This is a genomic window from Neolewinella aurantiaca (genome assembly GCF_008014675.1).
Taxonomy (GTDB): domain Bacteria; phylum Bacteroidota; class Bacteroidia; order Chitinophagales; family Saprospiraceae; genus Neolewinella; species Neolewinella aurantiaca.
Genome location: NZ_VOXD01000013.1, coordinates 19,335 through 35,039 on the forward strand (window position 1 = coordinate 19,335; position 15,705 = coordinate 35,039).

Below are 15,705 nucleotides of genomic sequence, written 5' to 3' on the forward strand. Positions count from 1 at the left end.
TAAAAGGAACGGTGTAAGGACGTGCTTTCGTTTGATACTAACAAAATAGGGTGCGTGGCCTGCTTTTTTTCGTGGGCGCGGACGCAGGTGCAGCGAAAGGTCGCTGTGAAGAGCACTCTCCTGAAAGCGTGCTTTGCACCTGCGATCCCGCCCCGAAACACCACCCCTGGCAAATCAATGCAGCTTTTGTACGTGTCTTTAAGTTGTTATACGTATAAAAGTAATTGCTATGACTGCTGCTAAGCCATCAAAAAAGACCAAAGCGAAGAAGTCAAAGAAAAAGAAATTGACGCTGAGTATTGACCAGGAGGTAATCGAACAGGGGAAAGCCCTGGCTCGGGACCAAGGGATCAGTTTGTCTAAGTTGATAGAAAAATTTCTCAGTGAAACGGCCCCCATTGTTAAGAGAGAGCCGATTGTTATAGTCCCTGATCCAGACGTACTTGCATTGATGCTTCCCCGTAGAAATGGAGGCTCTTACGCAACTGACCCTGATGAAGCTACGGAGTATTACGATTACGTCAGCACCAACCATCTAAACTCCGAAGAAGAATGAAAGTATTTCTCGATGTAAATGTAATTGTTGATTATGTAACCAGCGGCGAACGTTTTGGAGCTGAAGCAGCAGAGATTATCACACTGGCAAAACACGGTGAATTCGAAGCTGTAACCGATCCCAATACGTTTGTAATTGCTTTTTTCAGGATGAACAGATTGATCAAAGACCCTGCGCGGTGCAAAGAAATATTGATTGAAGTTCGGAAGATTATTGGATGTGTTGATATGAACGCTAAGACGTTAGGTCTTGCGTTGACAAGAGAGAAGCCAAAGGATTTGGAAGATGGCGTTCAAATCGAAGCTGCATTAGCCTGTAAAGCCGATATGTTTTTAACTAATAACAAAAAATTACTCAAAACGAAAGAGTTCTCAGTGATGACAACTGAGCATTTTTTGAAACAGACGCCTTACAAAAGTTAACGTACACTACGTCCAGTCATCCACTTCGTCGACCCGCTCCAAAGGGACTTCCTCGCGTAGATCCGCCACAAAGCGGCACCAATCACAGTCTTCTTCTCCGCAGCCGGTGAAGTTCTGCGCCTGAATGCCATCCCAGGCTTCCCGCATAATCGCCCGCAGCGCATCCTGGTCTTTGGGGCCCATCGAGACGGTAGCCTCGGGTTGCTTACCCTGAGAGTTGACAAGCAGAAAACTGATCTTTCCCTCCTTTACCCGGCGGATATTCCCCGGCCGGTTATCGTAGAGCAGTTTGTAGAAGTTGAGCTGCCGCCAGTAGTTTCCGCCGTGGGGTTTCGACTTAGTGGGGCCTTTTATTTTTGGCCCCAATGACCCTTTACCAGAGCCGCTGGTTTTGTAATCTACCACACGCACCCATGCGTCGCTTAGAATGTCTACGCGGTCAATCATCCCAACGAGCGGAATACCGTCGACTTCAGTATTGCGGATGAGCATTTCAACTTCCACGTCTGCGGTCCAGCCACTGCGGTAGGTGTCGTAGTAGCTCGCAAGCTCGAGGTTTCCCTGACGCAGGCGGTTACGAAAGCCCTCGGGGCTAAGGAGGCCCCGTCGCCTGTTTAGCGCGGATTCGAAGTTGAAGAGCAGCTCTTCCTTGCTGGGGAAAATTTTGGAGGTGTCCCTCTTCATCCGCAGGAAGTAGGTCTCTAGGGCATCGTGCAGGGCCGATCCGTAAAGGGTTTGCTCCCGCTCCAGGTCGGGTACGCCGAGGAGTTTTTCGTAAAAAAACGCGGTAGGGCACTTCAGGTAACTGTAAAGCGCACTTACGCTGAGGCGGAAGTCTTTCAACAGTTCCGCGATAGCGGAAGCTTCCAGACCGGGGAGTCGGCTTTGATCGGTTGGCTGTAGTTGGAGAACGGCCGTTTCCATGGTGTCTTCGGCGGAGAGGCCCGCTTCTTCAATTTCAAGTCCGGTGTCGCTTACCAGTTCATCGATGAAGGAAACCCGTTGCTGAGCTTTGCCTTTACCGTCGAGGTCGGCCACAGACATGATTACCTCAGTTTTTGCCCGGGTCATAGCCACGAAGAACAACCGGCGGCGTGCTTCCTCTTCGCTTTCTACGCCGGTGTAGGTGAGGGTGTCGGGCAGCTTGAACTGCGATTTTCGGCCACCATTGGGCTTACCCCATTTGGGCTCGGCGCAGTCGAGCATCCACACTTTATCGAATTCGAGTCCTTTGGCGCTGTGCGCCGTAACGAGCAGGACAGCCTCGGCCTGGTCAAGATGAGAACGCAGCGGTAGCTGGATGCGGTTTTCGTCCATCTGTTCGATGGTTTCCAGTAGTCCTCCGAGCATGATTCTTGGTCGGCGGGCGACTTCCGCAACGGTGAAGTCGGCGAAGGTTGCGAGGTGTTGGAGCAGTTCGGCCCGGTTGGGATGACGCAGGACATTGGGCAGTAGCCCGGAGCCGTTCATGGCGCGCTCGACGTACTCGGTGAGCGGGTAGAGGCCAATTTCGCCGATCATATCTTCGAGCCAGTCGGCGGCGACCTGGATGGCGTCGCCATCGCGCAGGTCTTCCGGCCAGCGCTGGGGCATTTGCAGGAAGTCGCGCCAGGTGGGGAAGAACCCCTCGGCGTCTTTGGCGGCCAGGCGTGCGCGGTTCAGCCGGGCCAGGTCGTGCGGCCAGAGGCCGAAACAGCGGAAGTGAAGGACGCGGAAGAGCAGGTATTCGCCGGTTCCCGGGCGATCGTATTCTGCCTGGAGGTAGTGCAGCAGGTCGAGCAGCTGCCGTACGGGGCGTCCGTTGAGGACGTTGGGCCTGCGCTTGCTCTGGTAGGGGATGTCCGCGCGTTCCAGCAGGTGGCGGAGCTCCTCGGCCTGGCCGTGCCGGGCGTAAATCACGGCCATCTCGGACCAGGGCGTGCCAGCGGCATGCCACTGCCGCAACTGGTTGATGAGGTAGCCGGTTTCCTGATGGGCATCGGGGAAGGTGAGGATGCGGACCGATTCTTGATTCTCGATTTGGCTGCCGCTTGTTGGAGATTCAGATACTCGCTCCAACGTCTCCCCTCTCCAAAGGAGAGGGGCTGGGGGAGAGGGATTATCAGACACAGTTGAAGCAGGATGGGGTGTTTCTGCTGTGCCCGGCTCTTCTGAAACTTTACCCTGCACCTGCGTTTGCGCCGAAAAGGCAGGGTTGCTGGCCACCAGTTTCTTCTCTACCGCCAGTTCCGGAAGCTTGTTCCCGATCCGGAGGTCGTTCTTCGCAATGAGCGTAGAGGCAACGTCAAGGATTTCCTGGCGGCTGCGGTAGTTCTCGGTCAGTGTGACCAGTTTCACGTCGTTGTACCGCTGAAAGAAATCGGTCATTGAGCGCAGGCGCGCGCCCTGAAATTCGTAGATCGCCTGGTCGTCATCGCCAACGATGAAGATGTTGGGGTTTTCCCAGTATTCTACGAGACTGCGGACGATGGCATCCTGGGCACCGTTGGTGTCCTGAAACTCATCCACCAACACGTATTGGTAGCGTTCCTGGTACGCTCGCAGCAGGGAAGGGAAATCGTTGAAGGCGCGCAGTACCCACCCGATCATATCTCCGTAATCGTAGCGGCGCTCTTTACGCAACGCCTCCTGGTAGGCCGGAAACAGTTCTGCCGCGGCCCGGAGACGCTTCATGCGTAGAATCTCCTCGTCGATCTGGCCCTGCTTGGGGTCGCCTTTAGCTTTGTCTTTGTACTTCTTCTGGTAAACAAAATCCGGATGGGTCGGCAACTCAGCTACGTACCGGTCGATCTTCTGTTCTATGTCGTCGAGTTCCCAGTTTTCGGCTTTAATGGCACCGAAGAGATGCTTCAGGTGAGGTTCGTAGAAGTAGGGGTCATGGTAGCCTTGGCGCAGGGGTGTGTCTTGTTCCAGCCCATCCAGCAAGCTGCGGATGATGCGGATTTGCTCCAGCTCACCGAGCGGCTCGAGGTCGGGCTTGCCGAAGTACTGGAGGTTTTGCTGAATGAGGTTGCTGCAGAAGCCGTGGAAGGTGTAAATCCCGATGCGGTGCGCTTCCGGGCCGATGAACTTCAGGAGCCGTTCGCGCATCGCTTTTACGCCCGCTTCGGTAAAGGTGAGGCAGAGGATGTTGTGCGCACCTGTGTCTGTTTCGCTGAGGATATTGCCGATGCGGGCGGCAAGGAGGTGGGTTTTACCCGTGCCGGGGCCAGCCAGTACCATCACCGGTCCGTCGATTTTTTCTACGGCGGCCCGTTGGGCCGGGTTCAGGCGGTCCAGTTCGGTTTGGAAAGTAGCGTTGTGTTGGTAGAGTGAGGTGCGCAAGGACTAAAGGCTGTGAAGATTAATGGTTTTTAGGCCATCAATATCTTTGAAGTCCTTTTCGTTTCTGGTAACAATAATTGAATTATGCGTGAGTGCAGTAGCTGCAATTACAGCATCGGGAAGCTTGATTTTTTTTTGACGCTTAATTACAATCGTGGTTGCAATTACTTTCTCATCAATCGGTATAGATACAGAGCTATTGATGAATGCCGCGGCGAGTTTCATTTCATCTGGCTTACCGTCGTAACCCAAGACTCCAATTTGATTGATTGGTGAAATACAGTGTTGTTGGTTATTCACTTTTTCAATCAACCATGAAGCACCATCTGATGGCAAGCTTCCGGCCCAAAAGTCAATAATCACGTTAGAGTCGATCAAAAACTGCGGTCCCATTCGTTTTTGCTGTTTTCAACGAATGATAACATGTCTTCGCCTGTTTCTTTCGATATTGACCCAATCCATGATTGATCGATCTGAAGAGGAACTGTTGGTGTGCTTACCACACGGAAGAGTTGCAGAGCCTCAAGGCTACGAATAACCTTTAGCGTCTCCTCGTTGGCAACCTCAGTCATCATTCTGGTCATCGCAAAATGTTTGTTGCAATATAACGGTTTTCACTGATCAGTAGTTGCTAAACACTACTTCCCGCCCACAAACAGTGCTGAAATCGATTCGTTGTCGTGCGTCTTCCGGATGCCTTTGGCAAACAGAGCCGCAGAACTCAGCACTTTGATCTTAGGGGAGATTTGCTTCAGCGGCACCGCATCACAGACGATGAGGGTTTCTAGTTTTGATTTCTCGATCTTCTCGTAAGCATCTCCGCTCAGGATGGGGTGGGTAGCAATGGCACGAACAGATTTCGCTCCGCGCTCCATGATCAGGTCGGCGGCCCGGCACAGCGTGCCGGCGGTGTCTACGAGGTCATCCACGAGAATTACATCGGCTCCCTCTACGTCACCGATCAGGGTCATGCCGGCGATCTCACCGGCACGCTTACGGTATTTGTCGCAAATCACGACGTTACGCTCGTAGTACTTGGCGTAGTCCCTCGCCCGCTTTACGCCGCCCATGTCCGGGCTGGCGAAGGTGACGTTGCTCATGTCCTGACTGTCGAAGTACGGAATGTAGATAGCCTGGCTTTTGAGGTGATCCACGGGGATATCAAAAAAGCCCTGAATCTGATCAGCGTGCAGATCGAGCGTCATGATCCGGTCTGCGCCGGCTTCAACGAGGAGATTTGCGATCAGCTTGGCACTGATGGGAACCCTCGGCTGGTCTTTGCGGTCCTGGCGGGCGTAGCCGAAGTAAGGCATCACACAGCAGATGTAACCTGCGCTGGCGCGGCGGGCTGCGTCGATGGTAAGCAGCATCTCCATCAGGTTTTCGTGCGGCTGGAAGGTGCTGCCGATGATGAATACGTACTCTCCGCGTACGCTCTGTTTAATGATGGGTTGCATTTCTCCATCGTTGAACTTGGCTACTTCCAGTTCACCTAACGGTTTACCATAAGCAGTAGCGATTTTCGCAGAAAGGTACTGGCTACCTGTCGTGGAGAGTAGTGTGACCTCGTCGGTCATCGGGGTGAGGCGGGGCTTGTGGGACATATGGCAAAGGTAGCACGTTCGCCCATTAGTTCTCAGGTCCGAGACAGCTTTAAGGTTAACAGCCTAAGCGGCTCTGTAATTACCTTCGCACTCATGATTAATTTTCGTCCTATCGCCAGGGTAATCAGTATTCTCTTCGGCCTCATTGGTTTGATGATCTGGACTGCCCTGCCGTTTACCTGGTTCTATGGAGAAAACGGCTGGCCCATCTTTCTCGCCGGACTAACTTCTATGGGTATGGGAGGCCTCTGCTCTTTGGTTGAAAACCAAAAGGGGGCTCCGATCAGAAAGCGGGAAGGCTACCTGATTGTAGTGCTCAGTTGGGTAGCGATGGTCACCGCCGGGATGCTCCCCTACCTCTACAGTGGGATGATCCCTTCCGTTCCCGATGCGCTGTTCGAGACGGTCTCGGGCATGACGACAACGGGAGCATCGGTTCTAACCGACATTGAAATACAGCCGCGCGGCCTGCTCTACTGGAGAAGCCTGACACAATGGATCGGAGGCATGGGCATCATCGTACTCACCGTCGCTATTTTTCCGCTCCTCGGGATCGGCGGTATCGAGTTGTTTGCCGCCGAAGCACCGGGGCCGACATCGGATAAACTGCACCCCCGCATCAGTGAAACGGCGAAGCGGCTATGGCTGCTTTACGTCGGCCTTACGGGGATTCTCGCCATTTTACTGACCGTCTTCGGGCTTTCCCCCTACGAGGCAATCAACCACGCTCTGACTACTATGGCAACGGGAGGCTTCAGTACCCGCAATGCCAGCGCAGCGGCTTTTGCTCCTCACATTCAGTACCTGCTTATCGCGTTCATGTTTTTGGCCGGCGTCAACTACACCGTTCTGTACCTGAGCTGGAAGCGACGCTGGGCCGATGTCTGGCGCAGCGACGAACTGAAAGCTTATATCGGCCTGGTTGCGTTTCTGTGTGTTGTCTGTACTGCCGGCGTTTACCTGTCGGGCAACGGAGGAGGGCTGGAACAGTCTTTCCGCGACAGCCTTTTCCAAATAGTAAGTCTCATCACTACTACCGGGTTTATTTCCGCTGACTACACATCCTGGTCTACAAGCCTCACGCTGGTGTTTTTCGTTTTGTTATTCCTCGGAGCGTGTGCGGGGTCTACCGCAGGGGGGATTAAGTTGATCCGGCACCTGGTGTTCGTGAAGAACAGTTACCTGGAATTCAAACGCATCGTTCACCCGTCGGCCATCGTTCCGCTGCGCCTTAATGGCGAAGTAGTGCCGGGCAAGATCATCACCCACGTTTTCAACTTCCTACTGCTGTACCTGCTCATATTTGTAGTTGGCTCCGTTCTTCTGGCGATGATGGGCCTCGATTTCGAAACCGCACTCGGCGCAATGGCAACCAGCTTGGGTAACGTTGGACCCGGTATCGGGAAGGTTGGCCCAGTAGACAATTTTGCCTGGCTTTCACCACAGATCAAGGTCTTCCTCAGTGTTGTAATGGTGATCGGGCGGCTCGAAATCTATACCGTGCTGGTCCTGTTTTCGCCCTTCTTCTGGCGGCTCAATTGATCAGGTAAGACTGCGGTACAGTCGCTCGTTGCGACCAACAACAGAACTGAAACAAGAACGATTCTTTGGCGCGAACGCAGGATGCAATGCCGGGTTGTTGAAAATGGATTGGCGGCCTGCTAGTTCTCCAAACGGAAGGAAACGGGTACCCTCACTTCCCCTCCGGCAAGAGAACCATCGTGCCAGCGGTGTCCGTTGATGTCCATGTCACGGAGAACGTCGAGCACGGCGATGCCGGCCTCATTGGCGCTTCCCTTGATATGGTGTACGAGCATGTTATCGGCCAAACGGCCTTCGCCGTCTACGTTGAAGCTGACCACAAATGAGCCATTGAAACACTTTTTATCCCGGGCCCACACCTCTTCGGTGAAGGATTCGGCGAGTGCAACCTCGAGGCCGGACCGGAAGAGGTCGGTCGTCTCAATGCGGAGGTCTCCGAAGATGTGGGTTTTCAGGCGGTCGTTGTGGCCCTCCACATCGGGGTTGATGTTAACGACAAAACACGGAGTCGCGCTGCCGTAGTAAAATGCATCGTCGCCGGCATCCCGGAAGTTGGGCACATTGGCCCGGCTGCGCAGGTTTTCTTTTTCCTTCAGGGTTAGTTTTTGCAGGGTCCACTGCGGGCGCTCGCGCGCTCCGCGCACGTTCTCCACTACGTACTCGCCAACCGGCCCGGAAGATGCTGAATGGACGGTGAAATCGAAAAATGTACTAACAGCTATGGAGATAACCGCAAAGCACATACCCGCTAATGCGTAAGGAGAATTGAAGCCGAGGTTTTTCATGATGCTGGCGTTTGGTAATGAAGGGGTTATACCCTCAACGCCTTAATGATCTACTTTCTTTCGAAGATGTTGGTTTGTGCCCCGACTTTAACATCAATGCCGCCACATCTGTCCTGTAACGCGTCCTTCAACCCTCATTGCACCTGCGGCCCCGCCCCTGAATAGCGGAGCGACAACCGCACAGCTTGGTTAGCGGAAGAGTTCCTCGAGTCGTTTGATGGCCCGGGGCAGCGCAAATACGATCACCTTATCACCGATCTTGAGCTGCGTATTGCCGTTTGGAATCAGTGTTTCGTTACCACGGATAACCCCCCCGATCAGGGCGGTGTCGGGGAAATGAAGGTCTTTCACTTTTTTCTTCGTCAGCTGATTGCTCTTGGTAATGTGGTATTCGATCACTTCGGCGTCCACGCCGTGGAGGGTGGTAATGGCCTCGATGTTGCCCTTCCGCACGTGGCGGAAAATCTTGTTGGCCGCCAGCAGTTTTTTATTGATGAGCGTATCCACACCGATGTTCTGGCTGATGTGAATGTATTCCTTGTTCTCTACCTGAGCGATGGTTTTATAAACACCATGGTTGCGGGCCGTCAAACAACTGATGATGTTGGTTTCGCTGTTTCCCGTGACGGCTATAAAGGCATCCATGCCGTTGAGGCCTTCTTCCTTGAGCAAGTCGATGTTCGAATAATCTCCTTTGATGACGAGAACATTATTGAGTTGTTCGTTGATGTACTGGCAACGGCTCTTTTTCTCTTCAACGATGGTGATGTTGTAGTCGTCCTGCAGCAAGCGGGCGGTGGCAATGCCGAGGTCAGTACCACCGAGGATCATGATGCTCTTCACCTTGCGCTGCTTTTTACCAACGAAGGCTTCTACCAGGCTCTGCTTTTCGGGGCGGGTGATGAAGTAAATATGATCGGCCCGTTGGAGCTGGGTGAAGCCACGGGGGATGATGGTGGTGTGGCCCCGGAGAATAGCGATAGGGTGAAGATCGACCTTGGTTTCCAGGTGGCCGATGTCACTCAGGCGAACACCAACCAGCGGAGAGTCGTCGTCCAGGGTAATGCCCAGCAGGGACAGCTTGCCTTCTTCGAACTCAAAAATGTCGGTAAAGGAGCATTGCTTAATGAGCCGGCTTATCTCCTGGCTGGCCAATTGACGTGGGCTGATGATCTGGTCGATACCCAGCGAGCAGATCGTCTCGTTATGCTCGCACTGCATGTACTCTTCGTTGTCTACCCGGGCAATCACACTGCGGCAACCAAGCTTCTTAGCTATGATGGCCGACATCATGTTCGTCTTCTCCGAAGTAGTAACCGCCAGAAAGAGATCGGCAGAGGGGACAAAAGCCTGATTCAGGGCCGACATGCTCGTAGCGTCTCCGCGCACGGTGAGTACATCCAGGTGGGTTCCTGCGTAGTCGAGTACATCCTGATCGTTATCGATAAGAATGATGTCCTGGTTTTCAGTGGCTAACAGGGTGGCGAGGTGAAAACCTACGTCTCCTGCACCGGCAATGACAATTTTCATGCGCTAGAGGGGCTGATAATCAATTTAGAGGGGCAAAGGTACTGAAGGTAAATGTGATGTACATGATCAGTATGGTTCCTGAAAGACTGTAACTGCTTATTCGCCACTTCGTTGAACCCTGTGCGTAGGTGGGTTTAAATATTTAGCGGCTCAGCTTACGGTCATCGGGCGCCCCGGCCTGTTATAAACAGTAAATCTGTATTCTTAGAGTTAGGGAGTATCTTGCCCGTGCAAACCACACTACCATGAAAAAGTCCCATAAAATACTGAACGACCCGGTTTACGGTTTCGTAAGCATACCCTACGGGATTCTTTTCGATCTGGTAGAGCATCCTTATTTTCAGCGACTACGCAGTATAAAGCAGGTGAGCCTTACGCATTACGTCTATCCGGGAGCACTGCACACCCGCTTTCATCATGCGCTCGGTGCGTTGCACCTGATGGGCAAGGCCGTAGACAGCCTCAAACGCAAAGGCGTAAAAATCAATAAAAGGGAGGCCGAAGCCGTAAAGATTGCAATCTTACTCCATGATATTGGCCATGGGCCGTTTTCCCATACTCTCGAAAACACTCTGATTGAAGCACATCACGAAGAGCTTTCGTTGTTGTTCATGGAGCGCCTCAACGATGAGTTTCAGGGCAAACTCGACCTGGCCATTAAAATATTTAAGGGCAAGTACAAAAAGCATTTTCTGCACCAACTGGTTACGGGGCAATTGGATATGGACCGGATGGACTACCTCAACCGCGACAGCTATTTTACCGGCGTGAGCGAAGGCGTGATCGGTTACGATCGAATCATCGAAATGCTCAACGTTGCGGACGATCGGCTGGTCGTTGAGCAGAAGGGCATTTACTCAGTTGAGCGTTTCCTTACCAGCCGGCGGATCATGTACTGGCAGGTTTACCTTCATAAAACGGTGGTAGCTGCCGAGCAGATGCTCATTCTTGTCCTTCAGCGTGCGCGCGACCTGAGTCGCGCAGGGCAGGAAGTATGGGCTCCGCCAGGGCTCAGGTACTTCCTGAAAAACAGAATTACCAGCGACGACTTCAAACTCCGCCGCAACGAACTGCTCGACTGCTTCGCTGCGCTCGACGATACCGACATCACTACCGCAGTAAAAGCCTGGCAGCAACACCCCGACCAACTCCTGGCTTACCTCAGCTACGGGCTTATCAACCGCCGGCTCTTTCGCCTCGAGTTCTCTAATGAGCCTTTCCCCGAAAGCTACCTCGTCGGATTGCAAAAGGCACTAAGCAAAAGCGACGACCTGCCACGGGGAGCCGAGGCCTTCCTCATTAGCGGAGAAGAAAGCAACAGCGCCTACACCCTGAATAAAGAAGAAATTATGGTGCTCACCAAAGACGGGGCCGTTGTGCCGATGTCAGGCGTCAGCGATTTTGGCATCGAACCACGTACTTTTCGTAAATACTTTCTTTGCTACCCGAAGGCAATAGGCAGCGCTGCCGCAGACAAGGAATAATCAAGTGCCGGCAAAGTGTTCTATAAAAACATAACTCCCACCAGTACCAGTACGCTGAGGACCAGGCCCGCCAGAAAAATGGTGTAAGCCATGCGCAGCAACTGGTATTTTCTCTCCAGCGATTTTCCCAAGCCGTGCAAATCATTGACGAGGGTGCCGTACAGGGCGTTGGGGTCTTTGAGGCGATCCTCCATCTTTTCTGCAAATTCGGCGCGGGAGAGCTGGCTGAAGGAACCAAAGAAGGCCAGGTTTTCTTCAGGCTGTTCTTTGCCCGAAGGCCGGGCGGAAAGAGCCGCGTAAACAAGGCTCACAAGGCCACAGATGGAGAATAACCCGAGGGGAAGCAGAATTTCCGGTCGGGTTTCAGCCCAGTTCCGATAGCTCGTGAAAGTAACGAGAGCACCGATCAGGAGAGCGTTCACACTTATCATGATCGCGGCTTTTTGGTCTGCCATCGCGCTCAGATTGATGTGGTTGCGGAAAACGGTGCGGAAGTAAGTTTGAGCGGCCTGACGGGTCGGTCCGCTCTCCAGACTGGAAAGCCCCTGAAATTCATAGGGCTCGTCGAACTCCTGATAGCCAACACCTTTATTGATACGGGGGCGACGGCGCGCAGGTGCAAGGTGAGTTGCCGGAGATTGACGCGAGGTAAGCTTGTCTACCAACCGCTGCAAATCCAACAGCACCGCACTGTGTGTGGCTTGATACTGACGGCGGAGTTCTCCGTTGCGGAACCGCGCCGCGCGGAGTTCATTGAGGTAGGTTCGGAGCACCTCCAGGCGGGAGGTCGTCTCCTCCGCATCGGTCGGTTGTGAGTAGCGTGCTTCGAGCCACGAGAGCTCGGCGCCTTCTGCTCCGGAGAGTAGCCGCTGTGCAAGCTGAGCGTCGTGGAGCACATCCGCCAGTTCGGCTCTTTGCGGACCACTACCGCCGGGCAACGCCGCCTTAAGCGCCATTTGAGGGTTGAGGTAATCTGGGCCCGTCCATTGTGTAAACTCACTGGCAACCTCGGTCATGTCTCTGATTCCCGAGCCAACGCCCCAGTAGCGACAAGACTCTAGCAAGGCACAGGTTCTGGCCAGCGGAGCCAGGTCTGGCGAAGCACCGGGACGGCGCAGGGCAATCTCCCGGGCATGGCCGGCAAGGGCCAGTGCCCAGCTGTCGTTGTGCAACACGTGTGCCCGCGGTTGGCGCTCGTAAGTCATGAGCATAAAACGCTCCGCCTGGTCGGCGAGGTCGGACAGCTGGTGGTTGGAGAATAGAGGTGATTGCATTTACAGTAGTGAGCTTCGTGCAAAGTACGGGATTTGGACTGGGAAGTCAAGGTTTTTTGAATGAGAATCGCTCCGAAAATAACTTCAGGTTCGTTTATCCCTACTGCAACTGCCGCATTCTCTCTCGGTTACGCGGAATCAGGACCGAATTCACGCTTCGTCTCTCTAAACCCAAAACCCATCTCCCCCAACCCCATCAGCGCGCATTATCCCCGCCCGGCTCAAACGGTAAATGCCCTCGGAGCTGTCTTGGAATAAACCCGCGTCAACATTCCCTTGCTGGCTATCTACAAAGTAGCGGGCCTTCTCTTTACCAAATAAACGCTCCAGGTCGGAGACGGATACCCCAATGTCCCGCCGCAGCCCGGTCATAATGTATTCGTTGTAGCGGTCATGGTCGGTCAAGGATTCGGAATCGTAAAGGAAACCGTCTGCAGCGGCGTAGTCTTCGGGGGAATGGATTTCAGCCCAGGCTTTTGCGTAAGCCGCGTTGTTGGAAACGTTCCACTTGCGGGTCCGGAGGCCGTCGAAACCATGTGCTCCGGGGCCAATGCCCAGGTAAGGTTGTCCGCTCCAATAACCGGAGTTATGGCGGCTTTCATGGCCGGGTAAGCAGAAGTTGGATACTTCGTAGTGGCGGTAGCCGTGGGCCGTCAGGTGGTCAACGAGCATGTTGAAGTGGCGATCAAATTTGGCGTCGTCGGTGTCAGCTACTTTGCCTTTGGCTACCCTTACCCCGAGAGCAGTTCGGGGCTCCACGGTTAGCGCATAAGCGGAAATATGGTTGACCCCGAGGTCTGTGGCTATGCGCAGGTTTTCTGCCCACATTTCGTCACTCGTCGTCTGCCCGCCGTAGATGAGGTCGATGCTGACATCGTCGAAACCGGCCCGCCCGACTTTTTCGACGGCCGCGCGGGCTTCGTCCGCGCTGTGGGCCCGGTTCATGAAGCGGAGGTCTTCCTCGAAGAAGGACTGAATGCCGATGCTCAGGCGGTTAACGGGAGAGTTGGCGAGAACCTGTATGTTGGCTTCGCTGAGATCGTCGGGGTTGGCCTCAAGGGTGATTTCCGGAAAGTTGGGCGTGTCTTTATGGGGAGGCGTATCTGCCAGGTAGCCTTCGTTGCGTAACACGGTGAAAATCCTTTCCAGTTCCTCTGCGGTTAGTAAGGATGGGGTGCCCCCTCCAAAATAAACCGAAGAAACCGGACCGGAAGGTAACTCCGGTCTCCGCATTTGCAATTCTTTACGGATGCCATCAATCACCGCATCCCGTGTCTTCATGCTGGTGCTGAAGTGGAAGTTGCAGTAGCTACATGCTTGTTTACAAAACGGAATGTGGAGGTAGAGCATCGGAAGAAGTCATGGTAAGACTGTCTGGTAACAGCTCATTGTTTCAATAGTTACCTTTTTGCGCGTATCCCGTAGTAGACAGCATAACTTTTGGGCGGCACGCGCAGGTGCAAGGTAGGAGGTTGAAGGGGCAATGTTCTGTAAATTGCTCGCTTCCGGCTCCTGACGACGAACCTTTCCTGTATAATTCTCTTCCCCTACCGGAAAGCTAACACAAAAACAGAATTCTTATGTCTACAATCGTCATCGGAGCAGGAATAGCTGGTTTGGCTGCTGCAGTAAGGCTTGCTGCTGCCGGCCACGACGTGACGGTGTTTGAGGCAAACGAGGGCCCGGGGGGGAAACTCAGCCAGTTCAGCCTGGGTAAATATCGCTTCGATTTTGGCCCTTCTCTGTTTACGATGCCCCAGTATGTCGATGAACTCTTCCGCCTGGCCGGCGAGGAACCGACCGATCACTTCAACTATGTCCGCCTTCCGGAAGTGTGCCACTACTGGTGGCCCGACGGAACCCGCTTTTCCGCCCCCGGAAATACGGAAGACCTGGCCAGCGCCGCCGCCGAAACGTTTGATGTGCCAGAAGAACGCGTCGCCGAATTTATGGCCGCCGCCGCTAGAAAATATGAACTGACGGGACGTACGTTTCTGGAGAAACCGTTGCAAAAAGCAGATACCTGGCTCAACTGGCAGGTCCTCGGCGCGATGCTTCGCATCCCGACCCTGGATCTGTTTTCCACCATGAATGCTGTCCATGAACGCGACCTCCAGCATCCTAAGTTGGTGCAGTTGTTCAATCGCTTTGCCACTTATAATGGTTCTAACCCGTACAAAGCACCGGGCCTGCTGACGATGATCCCCCACTTCGAGCATCATTTTGGCGCTTACCTGCCGGTAGGAGGAATGTACGACATCAGCCAATCGGTGTACGACCTGGGGAAAAGATTAGGCGTGAGCTTCCGTTTCAATCAGCGGGTAGATGAGATCGTCCGCGAAAAGAGCAAAGTGACGGGAGTGAAAGTGAACGGCGATTTCCATCCTGCCGATACCGTCGTCTGCAATATGGACGTTTGGCTCGCCTACGAAAAACTCCTGCCCGAAGCTAAAAAACCAAAGCGAACCCTGAGTCAGCAAAAAAGCACCAGTGCGGTGATTTTCTATTGGGGAATCAGGCAGGAGTTCCCGGAACTGGGGGTACATAATATCTTCTTTAGCGAAGATTACCAAGAGGAGTTTACCCGCCTCGAAGCCGGAGAACTCGCGGAAGAAGTAACGGTCTACGTCAATATTAGCAGCAAGGTAGTAAGAGAGGACGCACCTGCGGGCGGAGAAAACTGGTTCGTAATGGTCAATGCCCCGGCACATACTGGCCAGAATTGGGAGGCAATGATCCCGGGACTTCGTAAACGGGTTATTGCAAAACTCAAAAAACATCTCTCTGCACCTGCGTCCGCGCCCGAAGAAAGTGAAGGGCCCGGGTCTGCCCCCGCAAGCGAGAAAGGGAAGGTTGAACCAGCTGGCTTCAATGAAGACCTTATTGTAGAAGAACGAATTATTACCCCCCCCGAGCTTGAGCGCTTAACGGGCTCGCACCAGGGTGCGCTATACGGCACGAGCAGTAACAATACCATGGCTGCTTTTTTGCGCCACCCTAATTTCAGCAGCCAGATTGACGGGCTGTATTTTCTGGGAGGAAGTGTGCATCCTGGCGGTGGGGTTCCGCTCTGCCTGCTCTCGGCAAAAATTGTTGCGGGGCTTGCCGAAAAATGAAAAACCCGCGCCTTCTGAAGCCGAAGACGCGGGTAAACACTTGTTATGAAGCACTAAGGGGATTTATT

12 protein-coding genes are annotated in these 15,705 nt (G+C 53.6%); 5 read left to right on the top strand and 7 right to left on the bottom strand.

The genetic code is table 11. The features are described from left to right. The first annotated feature begins 229 nt into the window (after positions 1-229). On the top strand, positions 230-556 hold the full coding sequence (locus FUA23_RS09870) for a DUF6364 family protein (RefSeq protein ID WP_147930577.1): 327 nt from the start codon (positions 230-232) through the stop codon (positions 554-556). Next, the gene (locus FUA23_RS09875; protein ID WP_147930578.1) at positions 553-978 is read left to right on the top strand and encodes a type II toxin-antitoxin system VapC family toxin; all 426 of its coding nucleotides are present in this window, start codon (positions 553-555) and stop codon (positions 976-978) included. Before FUA23_RS09870 ends, FUA23_RS09875 begins: the two co-directional genes overlap by 4 nt. 6 nt (positions 979-984) lie before the next feature. Here FUA23_RS09875 and FUA23_RS09880 read toward each other — a convergent pair whose 3' ends face one another. The 3 genes from FUA23_RS09880 to FUA23_RS09890 all read right to left on the bottom strand — a co-directional run bounded on the left by FUA23_RS09880 (position 985) and on the right by FUA23_RS09890 (position 5,906). Further along, positions 985-4,302 carry an ATP-dependent helicase gene (locus FUA23_RS09880; protein WP_147930579.1) on the bottom strand — a complete coding sequence of 1,106 codons (3,318 nt, stop codon included), beginning with the start codon at positions 4,300-4,302 and terminating at the stop codon, positions 985-987. Between the two features lie 3 nt (positions 4,303-4,305). After that, complete coding sequence (locus FUA23_RS09885; RefSeq protein WP_147930580.1) at positions 4,306-4,695, bottom strand: type II toxin-antitoxin system VapC family toxin; 390 nt, start codon at positions 4,693-4,695, stop codon at positions 4,306-4,308. A gap of 245 nt (positions 4,696-4,940) precedes the next feature. Further along, on the bottom strand, positions 4,941-5,906 hold the full coding sequence (locus FUA23_RS09890) for a ribose-phosphate pyrophosphokinase (protein ID WP_246144136.1): 966 nt from the start codon (positions 5,904-5,906) through the stop codon (positions 4,941-4,943). A 93-nt stretch (positions 5,907-5,999) separates the two neighbouring features. Here FUA23_RS09890 and FUA23_RS09895 point away from each other — a divergent pair, with 93 nt between their 5' ends. Beyond that, a complete protein-coding gene (locus FUA23_RS09895) occupies positions 6,000-7,448 on the top strand; it encodes a TrkH family potassium uptake protein (protein ID WP_147930581.1) in 1,449 nt (482 codons plus the stop codon). Between the two features lie 119 nt (positions 7,449-7,567). Here FUA23_RS09895 and FUA23_RS09900 read toward each other — a convergent pair whose 3' ends face one another. Together FUA23_RS09900 and trkA are read right to left on the bottom strand one after the other, a co-directional pair. Next, positions 7,568-8,233: a hypothetical protein gene (locus FUA23_RS09900; protein ID WP_147930582.1), complete on the bottom strand. Its 666-nt coding sequence runs from the start codon at positions 8,231-8,233 to the stop codon at positions 7,568-7,570. Between the two features lie 189 nt (positions 8,234-8,422). Beyond that, positions 8,423-9,763, bottom strand: coding sequence for a Trk system potassium transporter TrkA (gene trkA, locus FUA23_RS09905; protein ID WP_147930583.1), 1,341 nt, complete (start codon positions 9,761-9,763; stop codon positions 8,423-8,425). A 245-nt stretch (positions 9,764-10,008) separates the two neighbouring features. Between trkA and FUA23_RS09910 the strand changes: the two genes are divergently transcribed. Then, positions 10,009-11,247, top strand: coding sequence for an HD domain-containing protein (locus tag FUA23_RS09910; RefSeq protein WP_147930584.1), 1,239 nt, complete (start codon positions 10,009-10,011; stop codon positions 11,245-11,247). A gap of 20 nt (positions 11,248-11,267) precedes the next feature. Here FUA23_RS09910 and FUA23_RS09915 read toward each other — a convergent pair whose 3' ends face one another. Next, positions 11,268-12,521, bottom strand: a complete 1,254-nt coding sequence (locus FUA23_RS09915; RefSeq protein ID WP_147930585.1) for a Pycsar system effector family protein — start codon at positions 12,519-12,521, stop codon at positions 11,268-11,270. 165 nt (positions 12,522-12,686) lie between these two features. Further along, positions 12,687-13,871 carry a radical SAM family heme chaperone HemW gene (hemW, locus tag FUA23_RS09920; protein WP_147930586.1) on the bottom strand — a complete coding sequence of 395 codons (1,185 nt, stop codon included), beginning with the start codon at positions 13,869-13,871 and terminating at the stop codon, positions 12,687-12,689. Positions 13,872-14,101: 230 nt separating this feature from the next. Between hemW and FUA23_RS09925 the strand changes: the two genes are divergently transcribed. Further along, entirely contained in the window at positions 14,102-15,637 is a 1,536-nt protein-coding gene (locus FUA23_RS09925; RefSeq protein WP_147930587.1) for a phytoene desaturase family protein, read from the top strand. Positions 15,638-15,705: the final 68 nt, after the last annotated feature.

Bases quoted from the DNA above. Each gene is read 5' to 3' on its own strand.
- FUA23_RS09900 (WP_147930582.1), bottom strand. From the start codon at position 8,233: ATGAAAAACCTCGGCTTCAATTCTCCTTACGCATTAGCGGGTATGTGC.
- FUA23_RS09910 (WP_147930584.1), top strand. From the start codon at position 10,009: ATGAAAAAGTCCCATAAAATACTGAACGACCCGGTTTACGGTTTCGTA.
- FUA23_RS09925 (WP_147930587.1), top strand. From the start codon at position 14,102: ATGTCTACAATCGTCATCGGAGCAGGAATAGCTGGTTTGGCTGCTGCA.
- FUA23_RS09890 (WP_246144136.1), bottom strand. From the start codon at position 5,906: ATGTCCCACAAGCCCCGCCTCACCCCGATGACCGACGAGGTCACACTA.
- hemW (WP_147930586.1), bottom strand. From the start codon at position 13,871: ATGCTCTACCTCCACATTCCGTTTTGTAAACAAGCATGTAGCTACTGC.
- FUA23_RS09870 (WP_147930577.1), top strand. From the start codon at position 230: ATGACTGCTGCTAAGCCATCAAAAAAGACCAAAGCGAAGAAGTCAAAG.
- FUA23_RS09895 (WP_147930581.1), top strand. From the start codon at position 6,000: ATGATTAATTTTCGTCCTATCGCCAGGGTAATCAGTATTCTCTTCGGC.
- FUA23_RS09915 (WP_147930585.1), bottom strand. From the start codon at position 12,521: ATGCAATCACCTCTATTCTCCAACCACCAGCTGTCCGACCTCGCCGAC.
- FUA23_RS09885 (WP_147930580.1), bottom strand. From the start codon at position 4,695: ATGGGACCGCAGTTTTTGATCGACTCTAACGTGATTATTGACTTTTGG.
- trkA (WP_147930583.1), bottom strand. From the start codon at position 9,763: ATGAAAATTGTCATTGCCGGTGCAGGAGACGTAGGTTTTCACCTCGCC.
- FUA23_RS09875 (WP_147930578.1), top strand. From the start codon at position 553: ATGAAAGTATTTCTCGATGTAAATGTAATTGTTGATTATGTAACCAGC.